This window comes from Microcoleus sp. N9_A1, from assembly GCF_036701795.1.
Lineage (GTDB): Bacteria > Cyanobacteriota > Cyanobacteriia > Cyanobacteriales > Microcoleaceae > Microcoleus.
In genome coordinates this window covers 123,600-141,172 of sequence record NZ_JAUBRI010000006.1, presented here as the reverse complement: position 1 = coordinate 141,172, position 17,573 = coordinate 123,600, and the positions used below count along the sequence as shown (strand labels likewise).

The 17,573-nt window shown below is 42.7% G+C and carries 18 protein-coding genes and 2 pseudogenes; 14 read left to right on the top strand and 6 right to left on the bottom strand.

Going from position 1 to position 17,573, the window contains the following annotated elements; all coding sequences use genetic code 11:
• The first annotated feature begins 21 nt into the window (after positions 1-21).
• From QUA58_RS04585 to QUA58_RS04560, 6 genes are all read left to right on the top strand, one after another.
• Positions 22-114 carry an HNH endonuclease gene (locus tag QUA58_RS04585; protein ID WP_333168740.1) on the top strand — a complete coding sequence of 31 codons (93 nt, stop codon included), beginning with the start codon at positions 22-24 and terminating at the stop codon, positions 112-114.
• A gap of 782 nt (positions 115-896) precedes the next feature.
• Positions 897-1,103, top strand: a complete 207-nt coding sequence (locus tag QUA58_RS04580; protein ID WP_333254280.1) for a hypothetical protein — start codon at positions 897-899, stop codon at positions 1,101-1,103.
• Between the two features lie 384 nt (positions 1,104-1,487).
• A complete protein-coding gene (locus QUA58_RS04575) occupies positions 1,488-1,670 on the top strand; it encodes a CsbD family protein (protein ID WP_333254282.1) in 183 nt (60 codons plus the stop codon).
• Between the two features lie 77 nt (positions 1,671-1,747).
• On the top strand, positions 1,748-2,191 hold the full coding sequence (locus tag QUA58_RS04570; protein WP_333254284.1) for a hypothetical protein: 444 nt from the start codon (positions 1,748-1,750) through the stop codon (positions 2,189-2,191).
• Positions 2,192-2,307: 116 nt separating this feature from the next.
• Positions 2,308-2,820, top strand: a complete 513-nt coding sequence (locus tag QUA58_RS04565; RefSeq protein WP_333254286.1) for a hypothetical protein — start codon at positions 2,308-2,310, stop codon at positions 2,818-2,820.
• A 431-nt stretch (positions 2,821-3,251) separates the two neighbouring features.
• The gene (locus tag QUA58_RS04560) at positions 3,252-4,034 is read left to right on the top strand and encodes a DsbA family protein (RefSeq protein WP_333254287.1); all 783 of its coding nucleotides are present in this window, start codon (positions 3,252-3,254) and stop codon (positions 4,032-4,034) included.
• Positions 4,035-4,130: 96 nt separating this feature from the next.
• On the opposite strand, the gene rpe is transcribed toward QUA58_RS04560, so the two are convergent.
• Entirely contained in the window at positions 4,131-4,832 is a 702-nt protein-coding gene (rpe, locus tag QUA58_RS04555) for a ribulose-phosphate 3-epimerase (RefSeq protein ID WP_333254289.1), read from the bottom strand.
• Between the two features lie 240 nt (positions 4,833-5,072).
• Between rpe and QUA58_RS04550 the strand changes: the two genes are divergently transcribed.
• The 3 genes from QUA58_RS04550 (at position 5,073) to QUA58_RS04540 (ending at position 7,616) form a co-directional block, all read left to right on the top strand.
• Positions 5,073-5,447: a hypothetical protein gene (locus tag QUA58_RS04550; protein WP_172192965.1), complete on the top strand. Its 375-nt coding sequence runs from the start codon at positions 5,073-5,075 to the stop codon at positions 5,445-5,447.
• 104 nt (positions 5,448-5,551) lie between these two features.
• Positions 5,552-6,967, top strand: a complete 1,416-nt coding sequence (locus QUA58_RS04545; RefSeq protein ID WP_333254291.1) for an LCP family protein — start codon at positions 5,552-5,554, stop codon at positions 6,965-6,967.
• Positions 6,968-7,187: 220 nt separating this feature from the next.
• Positions 7,188-7,616 (top strand): DUF202 domain-containing protein, encoded by a 429-nt coding sequence (locus QUA58_RS04540; protein WP_333254293.1) that lies wholly within the window; start codon positions 7,188-7,190, stop codon positions 7,614-7,616.
• A 153-nt stretch (positions 7,617-7,769) separates the two neighbouring features.
• Here the strand turns inward: QUA58_RS04540 and QUA58_RS04535 are convergent, their stop codons facing one another.
• From QUA58_RS04535 to QUA58_RS04515, 5 genes are all read right to left on the bottom strand, one after another.
• Positions 7,770-8,219, bottom strand: a complete 450-nt coding sequence (locus QUA58_RS04535; protein ID WP_333393174.1) for a DUF2809 domain-containing protein — start codon at positions 8,217-8,219, stop codon at positions 7,770-7,772.
• 94 nt (positions 8,220-8,313) lie between these two features.
• Positions 8,314-9,222, bottom strand: coding sequence for a hypothetical protein (locus QUA58_RS04530; RefSeq protein WP_333393173.1), 909 nt, complete (start codon positions 9,220-9,222; stop codon positions 8,314-8,316).
• Position 9,223: 1 nt separating this feature from the next.
• Positions 9,224-10,516 carry a DUF3696 domain-containing protein gene (locus QUA58_RS04525; RefSeq protein WP_333393172.1) on the bottom strand — a complete coding sequence of 431 codons (1,293 nt, stop codon included), beginning with the start codon at positions 10,514-10,516 and terminating at the stop codon, positions 9,224-9,226.
• On the bottom strand, positions 10,506-11,633 hold the full coding sequence (locus QUA58_RS04520; protein ID WP_333393171.1) for a DUF262 domain-containing protein: 1,128 nt from the start codon (positions 11,631-11,633) through the stop codon (positions 10,506-10,508). The genes QUA58_RS04525 and QUA58_RS04520 overlap by 11 nt, the downstream gene beginning before the upstream one ends.
• A gap of 216 nt (positions 11,634-11,849) precedes the next feature.
• Complete coding sequence (locus tag QUA58_RS04515; RefSeq protein WP_333393170.1) at positions 11,850-12,755, bottom strand: alpha/beta fold hydrolase; 906 nt, start codon at positions 12,753-12,755, stop codon at positions 11,850-11,852.
• Between the two features lie 238 nt (positions 12,756-12,993).
• Here QUA58_RS04515 and speB point away from each other — a divergent pair, with 238 nt between their 5' ends.
• The 5 genes and pseudogenes from speB to QUA58_RS31460 form a co-directional block, all read left to right on the top strand.
• Entirely contained in the window at positions 12,994-13,923 is a 930-nt protein-coding gene (speB, locus tag QUA58_RS04510) for an agmatinase (protein WP_333254308.1), read from the top strand.
• 133 nt (positions 13,924-14,056) lie between these two features.
• Positions 14,057-14,614 (top strand): thioredoxin family protein, encoded by a 558-nt coding sequence (locus tag QUA58_RS04505; protein WP_333254311.1) that lies wholly within the window; start codon positions 14,057-14,059, stop codon positions 14,612-14,614.
• A 183-nt stretch (positions 14,615-14,797) separates the two neighbouring features.
• Entirely contained in the window at positions 14,798-15,604 is an 807-nt protein-coding gene (modA, locus tag QUA58_RS04500; protein WP_333393169.1) for a molybdate ABC transporter substrate-binding protein, read from the top strand.
• 70 nt (positions 15,605-15,674) lie between these two features.
• A pseudogene (modB, locus tag QUA58_RS31465) lies at positions 15,675-16,307 on the top strand (molybdate ABC transporter permease subunit); the annotation flags it as partial.
• Positions 16,293-16,938: pseudogene (locus tag QUA58_RS31460) on the top strand (sulfate/molybdate ABC transporter ATP-binding protein); the annotation flags it as partial. The pseudogenes modB and QUA58_RS31460, both read left to right, overlap by 15 nt.
• Between the last annotated feature and the right edge of the window lie 635 nt (positions 16,939-17,573).

The window sequence follows — 17,573 nt, the reverse complement described above, 5'->3', positions numbered from 1 at the left end:
TCAAGGGACAAAAATGGAAATGTGATCACTGCGATAACTACTTCAAAGATAGAGGTTGATCACGTCATCCCCAAATCGCAAAGTGGAAGGGAATCGTATGATAATTGGCAATGACTCCATCGACATTGCCACGACACAAAAACTGCTAATGATGGCAATCTCGGTAACAAATCTAGCTGCAAAAGTGCTAAACCTAAGCCAACAGTGGAAGGAAGGCTTTGGGCGTGGGAAAACGATATGTTGGTAACGACTTACTGATGACAACAGCCGTTTTATTGAGGAGCGGAATGATGGGAAACTATCACGTTCAGTTTTGGCAGTGGAGGAGGCGACTACTTCACTGACTTTAATTATCCTGAAAAAGGGAATGAAGATGCTAGGGATGGAGCGGCAAAACGATACCTCTGGGCCAGAGGTATCCGCCTCGAAAGAAGGAAAGTGTGGGGAGAAGACCCCCTCTACTATTGACGATGCACCCTGAGATAGCAAGTGGACTTCGATGAACCATGAATTAGAATCTCCGTCCGCGACGGTCGGGGAGTATGTCAAGGATGTCGAAACAGCCTCATCAAAGAACCGAGAAAAGGTACTTATGCCGATCGCGCCGCAAAAAAATTCTCCTCCCTCCTCCCCTTTCCCCAACTCATTCACTGCCCGCGCCTTGCCACTCACCAAGCAATCTCACGCACTATTCCCCTTCCCCTCTCTCCTTTGGGGCTAATCGCAGTTTCCGTAATTTATCTTAACTATAAAACTCAAAACTCAAAACTATTCCCCAGCCCCTATCTCCCTTCAGACAGAGGGAAGCCTTCGTGATTTCCCTTATTATAAATATAAGGTTAACTTCTAAGTACCCTTGTTAAAAATAAATTTTGCAAACAATAGGGGAAAAACTAATGAATACTCAAGAAAACGCGATCCACACGGACAGCGAAAATCAAGTCACGCTACCAAAATCTAGGGAAATATTGCTCGGCGAGGAAACAGAAAAAGCCCTGGGTCAGCAAAAACAAGAAGATGCTCAAACTATGCGCGCTGTCGAACAGTTGAAAGAAGAACTTCAGCACAAAATAGATGAAGAATGCCATCACAAGGTAGATTAAAACTAATAGTCTTTTTTTAGCGTGTGGGTAAAATGTGGTCTGGCCCACACTCCCCTTGGGAAGGCAGAAGGCAGAATTAAATCAAAAGATCAAAAGTATTTTTTTTTATTGCTTAAAAAAAAGTCTTGGGTGTATGGGTGACCATACACCATTTTTTTTACATAAATACTTCATTACAACCAGCATAAAAGGTAAAAACCACAAAAATTAAGTAGGAAAGTGGCAGTTGCTTCAAGACCGAAAATACCTATTCCCTATTCCCTATTCCCTATTCCATTTGTTATTCATTCTTTCTTCCTAGAGGTAGAGTGCAACGCAGCTCCTAGTTACCTATGATGAGTTTAAGTAAAAAATGTCAAATTAGATACACATAGGGAGAAACCGATGAGCGTTGAAGATAGAGCAAAGGCAACTGGCAAAAACATCGAAGGCGCTGCTCAAGAAGCCCTAGGCAATGTTACTGGCGATCCGAAAGATAAAGCAGAAGGCAAAGCCAAGCAAAAACAAGCTGAAGCTGGTCACGCGATCGAAGATGTAAAAGATGAGCTCAAAAAGAAACTAGACTAAGCCTCATACTAATTGAGAGGGTCAATCAACCTGACCCTTTCAATTATTCAACTTGTTTTCAGAACGGAGGAAAAAAGGTGAGTTTATTGCAGCAGAGTCGCAAAGTAATTGCGGGCTTACTCTTGGTTTTAATGCTGGCTGTTACGACTGCCTGCGCGCCCAGCATTAAAACCCAAAAACCGACTGATGTACCTGTAGCAATTGGCGGCAGTCAGGGTTATTACGCACAGCTAGAACGTGGCAATACCCCCGCAGGTCAAGATTTTGGTCAATGGGTAACAAAGACGGCTCAGGGTCTGGTTCAGGATGCTTACGTGCGTGACAATAATAAATTGGGAGTTGTAATTACCCCGCAAGTCCGCCCGACTGAAGTGAAAGATTTGGCGAAATCTTTAGCACAAGGTTTTCACCGCAATTTCCCAAATCAGGATGTAAGTGTTTTGGTTTACGCTCCTGACAAAAAACTGATTTTGACTGCTAAGTACGACCAGCAATCAAATCAGATTGAATACAAGTCTTGACCGGGTTAGCAAGCTTAAATGATAGCCGCGTGGCGGTTTAATATTCCGTAGTTTTTTGAAGGCGAAACTAACTCAATTTAAGACGGAAATGTTGTGTAGATTGGAAGAGAGTTACCATGAGTAGCAGCGATAATTACAAGCGTCAAATCATGAACGATTTAGCTCAGGGCGATCGAGAAATGATGCCGGAGACAACTGGTGAAGATTACGAAAACTTTGACGATTTTGCTCAGAGAACTTCGCCTGCTCAGCGCAAACAATTATTCGGGCGTTCCCTGAATCACGACTCCCTCCCGCCGGCTCAGTTGGAACCGGAATTGCAAAAGGCGATCGCCCAAATTAAGCCAAACGAACGCGACGATGTAGCGCGGGAATTCTTCAAGCATTTGGGCAAGAGAGGATTGGATGATCGCCAATTGGAAAAGCAGCTAGGACTTTCTACCCACCACGCCAGCCGCATGAATGCTGACGATGTTACCAAGCTGGCCTCGTTTACCTATCACAATCACCCAGATATTTTCCGAGAAGTGCTAGCAGAACAGCCGAGTTTGATGAAGTTTTTGGGAAATCCCGTTGTTGTGGGTATCTTGGGAATAGTTGCGGCTAAATGGCTCAACAATCGCAAATAGTCTCTGATTCAGACAAGCTTAAAAGCTGATAATACGTGCAGTGCAGCAAATAAGAGGACGATCGCCGGGGCGATCGTCCTTTTATATTTTATATCTAGTCCTGTAAAATAACCGCGATCGTGTTTGTCGTTAAGACTTTAGTCCTCAGAATCTGAGCAGGACTAAAGTCCTCACTACAAACCTTTTTTATTGAGTCGTTTGAGGCAAATTTATATTATATTAAATTCTCATGATTTAAATCTTAATTATTAGGTTAGTAGGTGTTCGGGTGATTAATACCCCAGGCAAATTACCGACTACGAATTACCGATTGCCAATGGCTAATTATTGCTCAAAGCTAAAAAAAGCTGGACAGCAGTCAACAGCGGCATACCTGACACTCAGCAAAATTAAATGTAGGATTAAGTGTTGCTGTGAATCAGAAAAAAAAGATGAACGTATCCACTATTTGGCGAAAACTCCGCAGCCAGCAAGCCTTGTGCTTGGCTGCACTCCTGGCAGGTTGCCTGGTATTTATCGGTTGTTCCCCCGCGCAGTCAGCGGCTGGCAATTCAGTCGATCCCAAGTTTAAAGAGCAAGTCTTGCAGGTTATCCGCGAAAATCCGCAAGCAATTTTAGAGTCGGTACAAGCGTACCAGCAACAGCAGCAGCAGTCTCTCAAAGCAGCGCAGCAGTCATTTTTGCAGGACATGAAAACTAATCCCAAATCTGCGATCGGGGATTCTCCCAGCACGGGTTCAGCTTCGCAGCAGATTGTACTTTTAGAATTCTCTGACTTTCAATGTCCGTTTTGCGCGCGCGCTCACGATACTGTCAAGCAGTTTATGGCAAAACACCAGGACAAAGTTACTTTAGCTTACAAGCATTTACCCTTGACTTCTATTCACCCTCAAGCGCTGCCAGCAGCTAAAGCAGCTTGGGCTGCTGGGCAGCAGGGCAAATTCTGGGAATATTACAGCGCTTTGTTTGAAGGACAGAAAGAGTTAGGCGAGCCATTGTACACATCGATCGCCCAAAAGCTCAATCTAAAATTAGATAAATTTAACACCGATCGCAACAGCCCCGCCGCCGAAGCCGCTATTGCCAAAGACGTGCAACTCGCTCAACAACTAGGTATTGAAGGCACTCCCTTTTTTATTATGAACGGCACAACTTTCTCCGGGGCGGTCGAGCTTTCTGAGATGGAAAGCATTCTCGCATCTGTCTCGAAATAAGTAATTCCTGACTCTTGGAAACCGAGTATAAAAATGCGTTCCCAGCCAAAGCAGGCTGGGAACGAGAAAAACCAGAAAAACTCGAAAAATCTTTGATTAAACCGCAGCCAACTCTGGAGTCGGACGCTTGCTGTGGCGGATACCCTCGATCGCGCCTGCGTAATCCTTCGCCTTAAACACAGCAGAACCAGCGACGATCGCATTTGCGCCCGCTTCCAGAACCTGCCAAGTATTGTTCCCCTTCAAACCGCCATCTACCTCAATCCAAGGATCGAGGCCCTTGTCGTCGCACATTTTACGCAACTGGCGAATTTTCGGCAAAACAGCCGGGATAAAACTTTGACCACCAAAGCCGGGATTGACGCTCATAATCAGCACCAAATCGCACAGTTCCAGCACGTACTCGATCAACTCCAGCGGCGTCGAAGGATTCAGAACCACACCAGCCATTTTGCCCAATTCCCGAATTTGGCCGAGGGTGCGGTGCAAGTGAGGCGAAGCATTATGTTCCGCGTGAACCGAAATAATGTCAGCACCGGCCTTAGCGAAGTCCTCGACGTACTTCTCCGGCTCCACAATCATCAAGTGGACATCGATCACCTTGGTAGTAACGGGGCGAATTGCCTCAACAATCAGCGGCCCGATAGTAATATTAGGAACAAAGCGACCGTCCATCACATCTACGTGAATCCAGTCAGCCCCAGCTCGATCGACAGCCTGAATCTCTTCTCCAAGACGGCTAAAATCTGCTGATAATATGGATGGAGCAATAACGATTGATTTTTGGGATTGGGTCATGGCTAAGTCTGTTCTCCTGTCTGCTGTGCTGTATCCAGTTTATCAAAATACGAGTCTCCGGGTCGAAAAGTTGTGAATAATAGGTAGGGGCAGGTTTAGCGGAAAAATTTTGCTTCTAACACACAAGTTTTGTGCAAAACCTGCCCTGCTCTCCGAATTTTGGTTTACGATATTAATTTTCCGTCTAACAAATAACTTTTGTGCAAAACTAGACCTGCTGCAAATTTTGAGTAGCGAATTATGAAAAATACAGATCCCTTAGAAAATCCTGAACTCGATCGTGCAAGTCTGTTTGTATTAATGATCCCTGTCATCGGCTTTTTCCCCGCCCTGTGGACTCTTTACCGCCGTCAGGGTAGTCCCGAACGCAAAGCCATCAGCCGCTTGGCAATTGCCCTTGCTTTTAGTTGGCTCTTAGGACATATTCTTTTAGAAGCTGGAGCGATTTCTGCGGAATCTCCGACACTTCCCATGTTATTAATGAGTAGCCTGCTAACCACCAGCTATTTCATCGTTGCTCTGGGACTGATGGTTCGCCTCTGGAAGCGTCAACCGCTATGGTTGCCCGGAATTAGTCGCGTAGCCGAGCAAGTAGTAGGCAAACATTTATCATAATTTAGGGTTCTTTTAAGCCCCTACCCTATTGATTGAGTGCGTCTTCAGCTTGATACTACATATTGCCATTATCTTTTTTATTTTTGTTGTGTGTGAGGAAGCCAGTGCCAGCTCAAAAAATTCCTAATCAAGACCCTATCCAACAATCAACTGCTCAACCTGCAACCAAAAAAGCTTCCCAGCCCCATCGAGGCCGCTGGCTGGGTTTTGGTTTTGGTTTGGCTGGAGTAGCAATGCTCTCAGCCACAGCCGGAGCATTGCTAGCCGTCTCCCTTTCTACAACGCCACTTCAGCAACAAAAGTTGAGCCCTGAAGAAGCAGCAGTATTTTCTCAAGGCGACATGGCAAAGCTCAACATGAAAATGCCGGAGCTGACTCGCCCAGTTAATATTTTAGTTTTAGGACTTAAAGTTCTGAGTTCAGACATCGACGGCCATGCCGATAAGGAGCTGGGATACGAGGTCTGGCAAAACTCTTTCAAGGGGTTAACCGATACCATGCTATTGGTTAGGTTTGACCCTCAAAATAAAAAGTTAAGCGTGCTTTCCATTCCGCGAGACACCCGCACCTATGTTGAAGGCAGGGGTGTTGTGAAAATCAACGAAGCCAATTACTACGGCGGCCCGGCTTCGTCAGCCAAGTCAGTCAGCGGACTCTTAGGCGGCGTGGGAATTGACCGCTATGTCACAGTCAATATTCAAGGAATCAAAAGTTTAGTCGATGCCCTGGGTGGCATTACTATTAATGTCCCTAAAGACATGAAGTATACCGATGAAAGCCAGCATTTATATATAGATTTAAAGGCTGGCAAGCAGAAACTAAACGGCGAACAAATCGTGCAATATTTGCTTTACCGGCACGACGATTTGGGCGATATCGGGCGGGTGCAGCGCCAGCAATTGTTGATGCGGGCTTTTGTGGAACAGGAAGTTAATGTAGGTTTGCTGTCTCGACTACCGAAGATTTTATCGGTGATTCAGTCTCACCTTGACACCAATTTGAGTATAGAAGAATTGGTAGCTTTGGCTGGTTTTGCTACTCAAACCGATCGCGCTGGCGTGCAGATGTTGATGGTTCCCGGTAAATTTAGCGATTCTAAGGACTACAAGGCAAGTTTTTGGTTGCCCGACCAATATGCCATCGAAACTATGGTGGCGGAACATTTTGACTTCGGCCAAAATACTTGGCAAATTGAGAATGCTGATTCGACTTTTCTGAATGTGGCGATTCAAGATAGTACCGGAGATCCATCGGCTGTTGAAGATTTGGTCAATACTCTGACTCAAGCCGGTTATCGGAATGTTCAGGTTTATAAAGCTTGGCCCGAACCGCTGGAGGTAACTACTCTAGTAGCTCAACAGGGCGATATTAAAGGTGCTCAAGCGATTCGCCAGTTTTTGGGTTTTGGAGATGTGCTGGTTGAGAGTACCGGTTCTTTGCAGTCGGATGTGACAATCAGATTGGGTCAGGATTGGTTGGAGAAAAAGGCTCAGTCCGGCGGTGCGGCTAAGTCTTTTTAAACTGGATTATAACTGGGGTATTTGTAGGGACACAGCATTGCTGTGTCCTCTTCTTTTGTGTTGGTAGAGATGGAGGCGATCGCTTTTTTGTCGATTTACTGATACTATCTTTTTTGGTGATGATGAATCACGATCGCAAGACCGATACTGCCCTCCGCAATCACAAGTGAAACAATAATCAACAAGGGAAAGCTTAAGATATTTTATAAAGGTAGGGTTGATGAACAAGGGTGCTAAAATAGACCGACAGCGCGAACATCAGGCAAATGAACGCACCTTTCTGGCATGGTTGCGAACTTCACTCGCTTTAATTGGTTTTGGGTTTGCGATTGCTCGGTTCAGTTTATTTCTCCGTCAATTTCAAGCTACAGTAACTCAGCAAGAAGTTTCCTCTCCTCCCTTCTTCAACTCCGAAACTTTAGGGCTGAGTCTGGTCGTTTTTGGGATTGCGGTGATTGCCTTAGCAGCATGGCGTTACAATCGAGTTTTCTGGCAAATTGAGCGAAGTGATTATCGCCCAAATCGTGTGCTAGTTTGGATTCTGACGGGAGTTGTGATGATTTTAGGAACGTTAAGCATTCCGTTGTTGCTATGGCGAGATCGCGGAAATATAGCTCCCACTTCAACTCCTAAAAATTCTCAATTGTAAGTTAACCAGATCGCTTAGCTAATGTGAAAATAACCCCAACCATATCATTAAGATTTTGTGGAGCTAGATTGTCTATGGTGTTAGAGAGATGGGGAGAGGATTTGACGATTTTGGCTCTGCTCGTCGAGATATACAATTTAAATGCAGTACAACTTACAAGCGGAAGCAAGTGAAATGAAGCCATCGCACCCACAACAAACCTAAAAAACTCCCCACAAAATAAGAGATAAAATCTGACCAACTAAAGTGATTTCCCAAAATCAGCCTTCCGGGTAAAGTAGCTCGCATTGCTTGTAAAAACGGATGTGTCCACAGTTGGAGAAACTCTACTCCGCAGGTAGCTAGACACACAGCTACAGCCGCCCTAATTTGCGAAAATCGCGGCAAGATCAGAACTACCAGCAAAATCCAAAATACCTCATAAGCTATGCTCCCAAAAGAGTCGTTGAACCATTCCGGTGCAGGGCCGCGAGAAAATCTCACTATGTAACCTAAAGGGACAATCCCGATTATACTGATGAGCAGGGCAATTCGATATTTTAAGAAACGGCGATCGGGAGAAATTGGGGAAGTCATTAAATTTGAGACAGGTTTTTTGTTCACTTTAACGCTTTTGCTGTAGTACGGTTTCTACTAGCACAAGGAAGAAGGAAAATGCAATAGCGGGACTCAGACAAAAGTTATCTTGAAAATAGGCTCAAACCCAGTCGTCAAGGCAAATTAATGTCTCTTCGTCTTTTTCCTTTCTGCGACTAGGAATGTCTAATAGTTTTTTGGGATCTTGTTTACACTCATCAATCTTGCCTTTTATATCAGCTTCTCCAACATGAGATTTATCTTTATTAAACACTTCTAAGTGAGCGGATTTCCCGAAATGTAAATTATCTACATACCAATATAGGTCTGTAGCTACTTCGCGGTAGATAGCTCTGCCATGATACCTGGATGAAGTTTTTTCAAATTTGTCTTTTTCTCTTAGTATAGTTTGCTCATCTCTGGGAGGGTCATTAGAAAGTTCATCATATACTGAACAGCTTAAATTAAATGTATGTTCTAGCCAATCTTCAAGCGCAGATTTATTATCAAGACCATCTAATTTTATACAATTTACTTCATCATTATTTTTAACGATAGTAATTAAGCAACAATTAGTAATATGTGGATGAACAAGGCGAAAACTGGAATTGATAAAATTAATCAATAAATAGGTTGAACTACTGTTTTGTAATTTTCTCTCAGCTATTTCTGCTAATGATGTATCATTTACAACCTTGTACTGTTCATTAATCATCAAACAATCAAACGAGTCTGTTGAAGAATGTACTTGTTCTTTACGCCATTCTTTAGGATTTAATTTATTAAAAAAAACATTCTTGAAGGCTAGTTTAAGTGATTTATCTTTAATTTGATTTAAGCTTTGATTAAAATCAGAGCCTTTTACCGCTTCATAGTTGACAAATAATTTACTATCCTTATATATCTGTTTATCTTTAATTTTTTCATTAATCAAATCAAAAATAGCTTTAAAAAATATTACTGCTTCTTTGAATTCGACATCATTAAGATACTGTCCCTCAAGGGATACTTCATTAATAAAAATTTCCATTTTAGATTCCAAAAAGACGTTCAAAATCTTTATCCATTTGGTCAAAAAATCCTTTAGGCCATTCTTCAATTCCTCCATTAGGTTGAACAGGGATTTGTACAACTGGTGGCTCTGAATTTAGCTGTAAGTATAATATATTTAAATTTTCATGGTCAATATTTTTATCAAGCACAGCTATTCGCAAGGCATTTAAAATATGATCGCTATGTGATTCAATAAAAACTTGTACGCCACAAGTGCTAACCTTAGCTAGAAAGTGAGTTAGTCGCGATTGCGCTTTTGGGTGTAAATGCGCTTCTGGGTTTTCTACAATTAATATTTCACCTTTTCTAGCAATTAATCCTGAAACAATAATTGGCAAAATGCAATGGTATCCAAAGCCAACATTAGCTGGTTTATAACGATCTTTTGAAGCGTTGGTATTAAATAAAGGTTCTAAAATGTTACTTATTGATTGTGATATTTCTACTTTAGCTCCCTCAAAAACATAACTTAGCCATTCTTCTGTTTGATTAGATAATGTCTTTGCATTGTCTCCTAAGCACAACATATCATTAACTAAATGATTTCTTTTTGTATAAAGCAAATTTACGGTAAATTCCCCTTTTGCACCTACATTAGGAAAGTTTTTCAAAGTGGACTTGAAATAAAATTCTTGTGGGCCAATGCGATCGGCTGAAATGTAGTGCATATGACTAAAATTGAAAGATTCATCTAAGGAATTCAAATAAAATTCCTCATCTTCTATTAAAGTAGGGCTAGAATCATTAGGTATTAAATTATTTAATGAACAGTCGCCCAATCTTTTTGGTTTATTATCAGTATTTGAGTATTCATTTATATTAAAAGAAGTATTGTCTTTTTTAAAATAGTTTCTCTGTATCGTAGTAACAGAATTGTCTAAATTAAATTTATTACACAAGTTAATCTCGCTGATTTCTGCCACCATATCATCATCTAAATTTTCTCTTAATAAATATTCCATACATTTATGAATAACTTTATTGGGATGAACAATTTCATAGAAATAATATTTAAGTACAATGGGTTCATCTCTTGAGATACTACTATTTCTAACATCAACAAAATTACCCAGTCTTATACAACTTCCATTCAACAGAATTTTGGTTGTCACTTCACTATGCTCAATGGATTGTCGCAGTAAAAGCAAAGCTTGTAAAATAGTAGACTTCCCCCGCCCATTTATGCCTGTTAATAGGTTAATCTGTCTTAAAGGAAAATGTATTTCTTCTTTAAAGCACTTAAAGTTTTTTAACTCTATTTTAGTTAGCATTTTCTACGTCTCCTAAAATATCTTGTGCCAATTTAAAGCGAGTGATAACTTTAGATTTGCTACTCGTGGAATACTTTATAGCGTCAAAGTATGCTGAATTTTCAAGCAATTTAATAAAGTTATCTTGAATAGACTTCTTGTGAGATTGTAAAAACTCATCGCTCCTTGCAGACAAAAAATAACACACAGATTCAAAAATTGCGATATTTATTCTTCCCCTATTTTGACCAGAGGGCAAACGAAAATTTTTATGTCCAAAAAATTCAAAAGTTAAATTCATTACTCGCTCAAAATCATTTTTTAATAGATCTATGTCTCGATCATTCATTAAATTAATTTTTTTCATAGCTCTTTCTACAAAATCACTCATATCACCTTTATAATCGTTTTCATAATCAAAGAGTTTAAAAGCCAAGTAACGCAAAATAACTTCTCTATCCTTCATTCTTTTGGGTGAAACACCGTTGTCTATAGCCTTTTGAAAATATTCTTTTTCTGATAATTCTTTTAGCAGCTTGGTTGATTTTCCTGAAAAAATACAGTTTCTAACTTCTTGACGTTCAAGCTTAGTTCCTGCTGTATTAATTCTATTGAAAATATCATAGACAACCTTACCCGGAACAGAAGGTTTAATCAAATATATGTAAAGTTTTTTATCTTCAATTCTTGTTTCATAGTCACCAGATATTTTTTTGAGTTCTGAAAAGTTGTGTCCATTCAAATTTGTCAAAGCTTGCAAACCTATTAATTGAAATTTATCGTTAACAAATTCATGTAAAGCTGTAGTTCGCTGTAAACCGTCTACAATAATAAGCTTTCCGTCTTTTGTTTGATTTAAATAAAAGGGAGGAAGAGGAAAATTTAAGATAACAGATTCAATAAATTGACTTTGTTTTTGTATGTCCCAAATTACATTACGTTGAAAATCCGGGTCGGTAATAAGTTTGCCATTGTCATATTTTCTCAATAGCTCAAAAACAGTTTGAGATTCGTCTCTAATATCAATATCTGCTTGAGTTGGATCGTAAGGATACAATCCACCACTATCACCACTGTCTTCTTCAGCAGTATCTTTATCTGTTTTGATGACATCATCTTGGAGTTCACTATCTGTCATTAGTTGTTGCTTCTCCTAATAGGTGTAACCTGGATGATTCCTCAATTCCACTAGCCTGTAATTTCTTAACGGGACTTAAACAAATTTTAAGCCCAAACCAAGCCAAAACTTGCTTTAATAAATTGTATCATCCTTAGCACTGATTTTTTGTTTAAGTCCCGACTTCTTCAAAAAGTCGGGTATCTGGGTCTTCTATTTTTTTACAAATAAAATGCACTAATTTTCTGCAATTACCGATCGCTCTTTAATCCAATCGAGTAAAATAGGATTGACCAATTCCGGCGCTTCATCTTGCGGACAATGGCCTACTCCCTCCAAAGGAATAAACTTTTCTACAGCCGGAAACTTGGCCAATTCTTGCCCCAGGGCGATCGGCTCCCAAGGGTCATTTGCGCCCCAAATAATCAAAGCAGGACACTTCAAACGCGGCAACAAATCCTCCGGTAGCGGCCCTTGAGAATAGCTGATAAATGCCACAAATACATCCACAGCGCCGCTGTCTCGCGCTGGTTTTAACAAGATTTCTACAAGTTCGTCGGTGACAGCTTCGGGACGGTGATAAGCTTGCAAAAGCACTTTTTTTACTGTTTTTGGCGTGGCTAATTGTTTAAAAAATAATTGACTTATCCACTTGACATTTAAAACTTTTTGTGCAATCGGCGCTCCAAAACTGCGATACCAAGGCATTTCGGCGCGCTTGCGATCGTGCAGCAAGCGCAGGGAACAATTGAGTAAAATTACGCCAGAAGCAATATCGGGAAAATCAACAGCCGCTTGCATTATTGCCACACAGCCGATCGAATTTCCCACCAAAAAAGCAGGCCCGCCCGCAACTTCCCGACAAAAATCAGCAATCAACTCTCCCCAAGTTTCAAAAGTATAATCAATCTCAAGCTTGGGCGCGGGCTTAGCAGAACCGCCAAAACCGATAAGATCGATCGCGTAACAGCGACAACTAGCAGCCAAAACAGGCAAATTCTTGCGCCAGTGGCCCCAAGAAGCGCCAAAACCGTGGACAAACACCACCGCAGGGCCCTGGGAACCCGCAGCCTGGTAACAAATCGGAAAGCCTTTCCACATCCAAGTTTGAGGCGCAACAGCAGTTAACGTAGAAGAAGTCATAGAAGTAAAAAAGTGAAAATTAAAGAGTTAGGAAGGACTGAAGTCCTTACTACAAACCGTATCGTAATTCGAGGCAACCACTAAAACATAAATCGCAAACCTTCCTTCTTCCCTTCTCCCTCTCTGCGCCCTCTGCGCCCTCTGCGGTTAAATCCTCTTTCTTCTTCCTTTGCACTACGAGCCGATACTATGCCACCATTAAAGATGCTGAATTTTTTGCCTTATTGAAATTTCCCCTATGCCAACGATCGCCCCAACATCTGTCGTACCGTTTCTCGGTTCCGAAATTGTACCCGACTACGACACAGCCAGAGTAGTAATCTTGCCAATTCCCTACGAAGCAACCACCACCTACCGCCGAGGCTGCGAAAACGGGCCCGCGAAACTACTAGAAGCTTCTCATCAACTCGAATGCTACGACGAAGAATTGGATTCCGAAGTTTGCTACGATGTCGGAATTTATACCGCAATGCCGATCGCCGATACCCGCAACAGGCAACCAGTTTCATCCTCAGAAATGCTGCAAGTCACCCAAGCCGCAGTGCATAAGCTAGTTACCGAAAATAAATTTGTCATCTCCCTCGGAGGCGAACACAGCATCACTGCAGGCGTTGTCGAAGGTTATCGCCAAGCATACCCAAACGAACCTTTCACAGTCGTGCAAATCGATGCCCACGGCGACTTGCGGCACGAATACGAAGGTTCAATCCACAACCACGCCTGCGTGATGCGACGTATTGTAGATATGGGCTTACCGACACTGCAAATCGGGATTCGCGCTATCTGCAAAGAAGAAGCAGACTTGATTAAAGCAAAACAGCTAAACGTGATTCGAGCTCGCGAAATTGCTACTCAACCGGATTGGGCCGATCGGGCAATTGCCAGCATAACAACTAAGCGACTATTTTTGACGATCGACTTAGACGGCATCGATCCGACTTTAATTCCAGGGGTGGGAACACCCGAACCGGGCGGGTTAAATTGGTATTCCCTCACCGGATTTTTGCGCCGCATCTTCGAGTCCTACGAAGTAATCGGGTGTGACATTATGGAATTAGCACCTCTTGTAGATTCTGTAGTCTCCGAATTTACCGCCGCCAAATTAGCATACAAACTTATTGGATACCAAGCTCTGGCTCAAGGTTGGCTAAAGCCAGACGAGGAATAAATCGCGAAGTACGAATCACAATAGGCTGTTGGCAAGGCTAGAATTAAGCTAAAGCCAAACAACAGCCAATTTTATTCGTGCTGACAGTTTCATCTTTCATGCTGGCAAATACTGCTCTTCACCTCCTGAAAACATGAGTTTACTAATCGATACAACGGGTACTCCCATTAACGGCTACGCTCCCGATTTTGAATTGCCGGGAGTTGACGAAGAAGTTCACCATTTAGCTCGATATTTAGAAAAATTTCGGGCGATAGCGGTGATATTTATGTGCAATCATTGCCCTTACGTGCAGTTGTATCTCAATCGTATGAAAGAACTTCAAGCAGATTTTCAAGATCGAGATGTTACTTTAATCGGGATTAATGCTAATGATGCAAACCAGTATCCCGACGACAGTTTTGAGAACATGAAAATTTTTGCGGCTAACAATCAACTTAACTTCCCGTACATCCGAGATGTTGCTCAAGATGTGGCGGAAAGTTTTGGGGCTTCTAAAACGCCGGAGGTTTTTTTGTTAGACCAAGACGGCAAACTGCGCTATAAAGGTTTAATTGACGACAACGCCGACGATGCGGCGGCGGTACAGGTTTCTTATCTGCGGAGTGCGATCGACCAATTGCTCAACAGCGAACCCGTGGAACCCACTATTACAGAATCAATAGGTTGTTCTCTCAAATGGCGAGAATAGATAAGACGGCGGTTGAAACCGCGACTACACAAACGATGTCCACCTCCGTGGACTGAAGAAGATAACGTATTTTAACCGCTTGCTCTTCAACCCGCGTCGGCGGGTTTCGTCTGTATAGACGCAGTTTCAACCGCCCGGTCTTCAACCGCCCGGTCTTCTATTTCCCATAAACTTCTATTTCCCATGAACCTAAAAAGCAAACGCATTCTCAACTCGATGATCGCAGCCGTCGCGACACTGGTACTGCTGATTAGTTGGAACTTATTTCAGAGTGTTTCCCCAGCCACAGCGCAACAGCGCACGTCTTTAACTGTATCCGCCGCCATCAGTCTCTCGCAAGCATTAGGAGAAATCAAGACTGTTTATGGGAGCAGCAATCCCAATGTTACTATTACTTATAATTTTGGTGCTTCCGGTGCTCTAGAGCAGCAAATTCAGCAGGGTGCACCAGTAGATGTATTTTTCAGCGCCGCTGCTAAGCAAATGGATGCTTTGCAGCAAGCTAATTTGCTGCTGAACGAGACGCGCCGCAATTTGCTGACAAATCGCCTGGTTTTGATTGTTCCTAAAAATGGCGCTGTTTTGAGCGATTTTAAACAGTTGACAGATGCGAAAATCAAGAAAATTGCGATCGGCGAACCCAAAAGCGTACCTGCGGGACAATACGCTCAGGAAATGCTAAATAAGCTTGGATTGTGGCAGCAACTCCAGCCAAAATTAGTGCTAGGAAATAACGTCCGCCAAGTGCTGACATTTGTCGAAAGTGGTAACGTTGATGCCGGTATAGTTTACACGACTGATGCCAAAGCATCGGACAAAGTAACTGTGCGCCTAACGGCTGCTGAAAACTTGCACTCGCCCATTGTTTATCCCCTAGCAGTTATCAAAAACAGCCGCAACCAGGCTGCGGCAAAAGCGTTTGTTGAGTTTTTTGCGGGCGATCGGGCTAAAATAGTATTTCAGAAATACGGATTTGGCATAGTTCGATAATTAACTAATTATGGATTTTTTACCGCTGATGGAAGCAGATAAGCGCTGATTAACGCGGATTTATTTATAAATGGAATTTGATATTTCTCCGCTCTGGATATCTCTAAAATCCTCCGCTATTGCGACATTTATCACCTTCTTTCTGGGAATAGCCGCCGCCCGGTGGATGCTTTCAACTCGCATCAGAGGTAAAGCTTTGATTGAAGGGATTTTAATTTCTCCCTTAGTTTTGCCGCCGACAGTAGTGGGATTTTTGCTGCTGCTGCTGTTTGGGAGAAATGGGGCGATCGGTCAATTCTTGCTACAATTCGACTTAACTATAATTTTCACTTGGCAAGCCGCCGTAATTACAGCAACTGTCGTATCATTTCCCCTCATGTACAAAACTGCTTTGGGAGCTTTTGAGCAAATTGATGCCAATCTTCTCAATGCAGCCCGCACTCTGGGAGCCTCGGAGTGGCAAGTCTTTTGGCGCATTATGTTGCCGCTAGCATGGCCGGGAATTTTAGCAGGAACTATTCTCGCATTTGCTCGCGCTTTGGGTGAATTCGGCGCGACGTTGATGTTAGCGGGGAATATTCCCGGACAAACTCAAACTATCCCGATGGCAATTTATTTTGCTGTGGAAGCAGGGGATATGGGGCAAGCTGCTATTTGGGTTTTGATTATTCTTAGTCTTTCTGTGACGATGCTCACTGCTGTTAATTTTTGGACTGATTTACAAAAGAGATCGCCCAAACCGAATTCGAGCTACAGATTGCAATCAAATATTCCCAAAATAACGTCTACTTTTACCACAAAACCCCAACAACAACCGAAAAGCGGACTTTGTTTAAGCATTTTTAAACCTCTCTCAGGCTTTGCCTTGGATGTCGGTTTCGATATCGGCCCGGAAGTGCTGGGAATTTTGGGCGCGTCGGGTTCCGGTAAGAGCATGACTCTGCGCTGCATCGCCGGTTTGGAAACTCCAAGGAGCGGTCAAATTTCAGTCAATGGCAGGGTTTTATTTGACTCAGCACAGGGTGTTAATGTAGCTTCTAAAGACCGCCGCATCGGTTTTTTGTTTCAAAACTATGCTTTATTTCCTCACCTGACTGTTGCTCAAAATATTGCGTTTGGTTTGCAGCATTTATCTGAAATCGAGCAAAAACTTCGGGTAAAAGAACAGCTAATTTCGGTGCAAATGTCGGGACTGGAAAACCGCTACCCGCAGGAACTTTCGGGGGGCCAACAGCAGCGGGTGGCTTTGGCGAGGGCGATCGCCCCTTCTCCAGAATTGCTGCTATTAGACGAACCGTTTTCTGCTTTGGATACTCACTTACGCAGTCAACTTGAACGGGAGTTAATGCAGACTCTGGCTAATTATCGGGGCATTACTTTGTTTGTCAGCCACAATTTAGAGGAAGTTTACCGGGTGTGCAAAAATCTGTTGGTGTTGGCCGAGGGAAGGCCGATCGCCTTTGATACCAAACAGAACATTTTCGATCGCCCTCGCAACTTCACCGTCGCCCAGTTGACGGGCTGCAAGAACTTCTGTGCAGCTAAACCGATCTCCGTAACTGTCGTCGAGGCGATCGACTGGGGCTGTACTCTGACTGTAGTCGAACCAATTCCCAAATCTCTAGTTTCTGTGGGAATTCGAGCTCATCAACTGAGTTTTGTTAGCCGGTGCGATCGTGAAAATACTTTTGCTTGTTGGCTCGCCTCGACTGTGGAAACTCCGCACCGGGTGACATTATATCTCAAATTGCACTCGCCTCCCAATCATTCCCAAGATTATCACTTGCAAGCCGAAGTTTTCAAGGAAAAGTGGAGGGCTATTAAGGACAATCCTTTTCCCTGGTATGTTCATTTCGAGCCAATTAGGTTAATATTAATGGAAGCCTGAGTTAACTAGCAATATACCGTTAACCGTCAACACTCAACAGTTAACCGTCAACACTCAACAGCTAAATACATCTTAACCAAA